Source organism: Bartonella sp. TT119HLJHH (genome assembly GCF_042193385.1).
GTDB lineage: Bacteria > Pseudomonadota > Alphaproteobacteria > Rhizobiales > Rhizobiaceae > Bartonella.
Window position 1 is genome coordinate 1 of sequence record NZ_JBHILS010000047.1, and the last position, 3574, is coordinate 3574.

General features: G+C 44.4%; 3 protein-coding genes and 1 pseudogene. All 4 read right to left on the minus strand.

Annotated elements, in window-relative coordinates; translation table 11 throughout:
* Nucleotides 1-455 (minus strand): annotated as a pseudogene (locus tag ACFIJL_RS08805) (S49 family peptidase); the annotation flags it as partial.
* Nucleotides 445-1989 (minus strand): phage portal protein, encoded by a 1545-nt coding sequence (locus tag ACFIJL_RS08810; protein ID WP_375624288.1) that lies wholly within the window; start codon nt 1987-1989, stop codon nt 445-447. The pseudogene ACFIJL_RS08805 and the gene ACFIJL_RS08810, both read right to left, overlap by 11 nt.
* On the minus strand, nt 1989-2237 hold the full coding sequence (locus ACFIJL_RS08815) for a phage head-tail joining protein (protein WP_375624290.1): 249 nt from the start codon (nt 2235-2237) through the stop codon (nt 1989-1991). Before ACFIJL_RS08815 ends, ACFIJL_RS08810 begins: the two co-directional genes overlap by 1 nt.
* 3 nt (nt 2238-2240) lie before the next feature.
* Nucleotides 2241-3574: terminase gpA endonuclease subunit (locus ACFIJL_RS08820; protein WP_375624292.1), on the minus strand; the 1334-nt coding region annotated here is incomplete at its 5' end.

Genomic DNA, 3574 nt, shown 5'->3' on the forward strand with positions numbered 1-3574 from the left:
GCAAACTCATTGGCATGTGCCCAAATGGGCTTGTCGTATTGTTTTGAGAGTGTTTGAAACTCTTCAACCAAATCAAACACACCACCGGCTTCTCCACCGCCGCTGTCAATATCAAATAAAACAGCGCGAACATCATGTTGTGCAATGGCTTCACGAAAAGAAGCCCTTAAACCTTCATAAGAGGTTAGCCCCGATAAAGCCCCAAGCCATGCACCACGGCGCACAAGCGTGCCATGAACCGGTATTATGGCAACATTGTTTTGTACTACATAAGTTTCAGGGGGTCTTAAAGCTTCTGTATTCTCTTGCGAATAAGCTTCAATGGGAAACTTTTCTCCCTCAAAAAGGCGTGGTGCAAGAGCATTCAAAATGATATCAAGCTTTGTCGAGGCAAGCATATGAGGAACCCCAAAAAGCCGTGATGCCAAAAACGGCATGTCGAGATTATTCACCATTTTTATGTGCCTCACTGCCTTGGTTACTTTCATAAGTCTCAGAAGGGTCTGAATCTGCTGTATCAATCGCTTGATTGCTAGCAGAGGGCGCTGCCATATCCGTGTCAAAAGATAAGCCGCGCGCACGAGCGTCTGTGTGCTCTTCTTCAAGTTCGGCATGAATGCTGTCGATATCAAAGCCACGCTCGGCAAGTGCCATGCGTCGTGTTTTCAAGCCTGCACGAATTTCTTCTTTTTCCGCTGAGATATCCTTGTTTGGATCAATCATTTCAAGCGGGGGTGCAAAGCTTTCACATTGAAGCCATGGCAAGGGATTTTCTTCCCACCCTGGCAAATTGACGCATCCAGAAAGCACTGCCATTTCAACAAAACGCTCCCACACAATGCGGTTAAACTGAAAGGCAATGATATGTTCACGCCATTGTTTGACGTGCCGTCTAAACTGAATGATAGAGGTACGCACATTGGAAAAATTGCCGCGCGTAACGTCTCCAGTCACAACGGCATAAGGCATATTAAGTGCTGCACAAATTTTCAAGATATTGCGAAATTGAAAAGCCTCATAAGAACCTCCAACCTCAACAGGATTTGAGAATGTAACTTCTTTATTCTCTCCTAAATAAAGAGATGCACCGGGCGCAATGACAGGTGCTTTGTATTCTTCTTCAACGTTGTTTTTATCACGATTATCGGATAATTTTTCGACGTTTGGTGAATTGTCCTTGACAAACGCCGCGAAAAGAGCCGCCGTCCTTTTTCTATCGAGTTCTGCGTCGTCATAGGATTCGAGTTGAAAGATCTTTGTCATAGCGCGCGTTATTTTTGGAGAACCGCGCAATTGTCCTGCGATACGGCGCTCTTTGATGTGAAGGACCATTTCAGCAGGGACGCGCACGCGCTCTTGGCTCTCAAATGCTATATTTGCAGGGACATCATCATAGGGGTGATGTTCCCAGAAATGATAAGCAACACGCTTGCCACTGGCATTAAATTCAATCCCCATACGAATGTAATTGCCTTCAATATCAGCCGGTCCATTGTAAGTAAGGTCTAACATTTCGGTGGGATAAACTTGTAATTGAAGTGGTACACCAGAGCGCCCGTAGAGGTCAACATAATGTAGTCTTACAAAACATTCACCAGTTAAAAAGACCTCTCGTGCAATGGTTGCTTGAAGTCCATAAAAATTGGCATCTTCATCATAGTCTGCTTCATCAACCCATTGCCACCATAAGTCTAAAAGCTTTTTCTTTTCTTCTTGAAAACCTTCAATACGAGGATAGGGTTTAATCCCATCACTAACAGCCGCAGAGACCCATTCTTCTGTTGCAGACCCATAAAGAGATTCATTGTCATAAAGCCATCTTGAACGGGCAACAATGGTATCACCGCATTCTTCAATCGCTTTATTAATATGTTTTTTTGCGGGGTCAAAACCACCCATACGGCGGCTTTTGCTTGCCGCTTCAAAATGGGGATTGTGTTGACGAGAAATTTTAAAAAAGCCCGTGAGTTTATTGATAAAGCCAGCCATTAATAGCCTCGTGATATATTAAAATAGAAAACGCGTGAACGCTTGCGTCCTTCAAGGTTGGCTATTTGTGTGTTCAGCATCTCAAGCGCTCTGCGCAGTTCCTCAACAGAGCGGTTGCTTACTTGCTTATCGCCATGGCGTACCGATTGTGCACCTGAATAAAGAGCCTCTTCAATTTGTTCACGCCGCCTTTTTAAACTTTCCAGTCTGTTAATTTTGCTGTTTACTTGGTTCAAGTCTGTATCCATAAATTACCTCCAATCCCCTTGCATATAAGGATTCATCACCGTTCTGGATTGTTTCCTTTGAGGTTGTGCTGTCTGAGATCTTCTTGGAGCAGGAGAGGGCACATGTTCTGATGTTGGCTGCTCTAAAGAGCCTTCAATTTTAAGTTTTTCCAGACGCTCTTCTAAGATATCGACTTCTCGATTAAGGTTTATTCCTGCCGAAATCAGACCTTGTAAAGCCGCATAAGCATAGACCCTACAGTCCAAGGCTTCATTTCTTGCCTTTTCACTTTTTTGCCATTCAATACGCTTGAAGCCTTTAAAATATTTGATGACTTTTCTTTCAGCGGTCAGTTGGTCAAAATATTCCCGATCAAGGCTTTTGTGAAAGTGTGTTGCACCAGCACCCGATGCTTCAGGTCCGGATTTTTTAAACCGTGCCGTGATAATATCTTTTGCTGCATCAACCCCAACAATATAGAGATTAATCTGTCCTTTGTTGTTTCTACTTGGACGGCGTGGCCATACCGCACGCCATCCCGCTTGCCCCTTAATTCCCCAGATACGTCGTCCCTCACGGGGGCGCACGTAATTATAAACCGCTTGTGTGTGTCCACCACCGGTATCAATACAAGCAGCTGTTATCCTAATTCCCTCTTTATAGCCTGTATGTGGCCAGCGTTTTGTAAGGTATTCATCCAGCTGGTCCCATACTTCAAAAGAAGAGGGATCACCAAGGATAACTTGATAATCAATATGCCAACTTTCTTCACTGCGTCCCCATCCAACCACTTCAAGTTCTAAGCGGTCATTTTGCACATCAATACCAGCTGTTAACAACACGGCTTGTTCTGGTGCAAGGGGATAATCTTCGCGTTTTGCATAGAGGCTATCTGGGTCAACAACTTCGCCTGTTCTGTCCTCCCATGGCTCTCCAAGCACTGTATTAATAAAAACTTGCAAAAGAGCAGGGTCTTCTTTGGCTCTTAAAAATTCGCGCGCACAATCGCCCCAAGTCAGCCATGGCGAATAAAGCGCTGAAATATGGTAAGAACGCAGACGAGGCTTACTTGACTCCTGTGTTGCGATCCAACAAGCACCGTTTTCTTCTGCCATTAAGGTGGACTTACGATGTTCGGCATGTTCATGACCACAATGCGCACAAACAAAAACAGCTTTTTCGGGGGCGCCTTTTGGCCACTTAATTTGTGACCAAACAATGGGTTGTAGAACACCACATGCATCACAAGGGACATTGTAATATCTTTGATCACCTAGCACAAAATCCTTGGCGATACGGCTTGTGTCACGGTGTGTCGGCGTGGACAATTTAAAAATTTTACGTTGAATAAAAGCAG

Excerpts from the sequence above, each read along its gene's own strand:
- ACFIJL_RS08810 (WP_375624288.1), bottom strand. The coding sequence starts at position 1,989 with ATGGCTGGCTTTATCAATAAACTCACGGGCTTTTTTAAAATTTCTCGT.
- ACFIJL_RS08815 (WP_375624290.1), bottom strand. The coding sequence starts at position 2,237 with ATGGATACAGACTTGAACCAAGTAAACAGCAAAATTAACAGACTGGAA.